Origin of the sequence: Bartonella taylorii 8TBB (assembly GCF_902825155.1) — a bacterium.
GTDB classification, from domain to species: domain Bacteria; phylum Pseudomonadota; class Alphaproteobacteria; order Rhizobiales; family Rhizobiaceae; genus Bartonella; species Bartonella taylorii_A.
Genome location: NZ_CADEAG010000209.1, coordinates 1 through 392, shown reverse-complemented (window position 1 = coordinate 392; position 392 = coordinate 1). Strand labels below are relative to the sequence as shown.

Annotated in this window: 1 protein-coding gene; it reads left to right on the top strand. The window is 35.5% G+C overall.

Annotation, left to right across the window (positions count from 1 at the left end; all coding sequences use genetic code 11):
* Positions 1 to 392: hypothetical protein (locus tag J7R13_RS09335; protein WP_208438354.1), on the top strand; the 392-nt coding region annotated here is incomplete at both ends.

Here is a 392-nt window from a genome sequence, read left to right as displayed (position 1 = left end):
AACGAATATACGAGCACTCTATGACAGTTATATCCGTGCTATCCGCTGGGCAAGTGACCGTATTAGTAATGCTGGGGTAATAGGCTTTGTTTCTGGTTCTGGGTACATAGAAAAGCCAACAATGGATAGCTTACGAAAATCTTTAGCCAAAGAGTTTACGAGTATTTATGTGCTTAATTTACGAGGGGATATTCGTAAAAATATGTTAAGCAATGGGAAAGCTCAAGAAGGTGAAAATGTTTTTGGCAATGGTAGTATGACTGGTATTGCTATAACATTGTTTATCAAAAATCCCAATGTTTCCGGAGATTGTAAAATTTACTATCATGACATTGGTAATAATTTCACGACAAAAGAAAAACTTACAACTCTTGAATACTTTGGTAGTATTG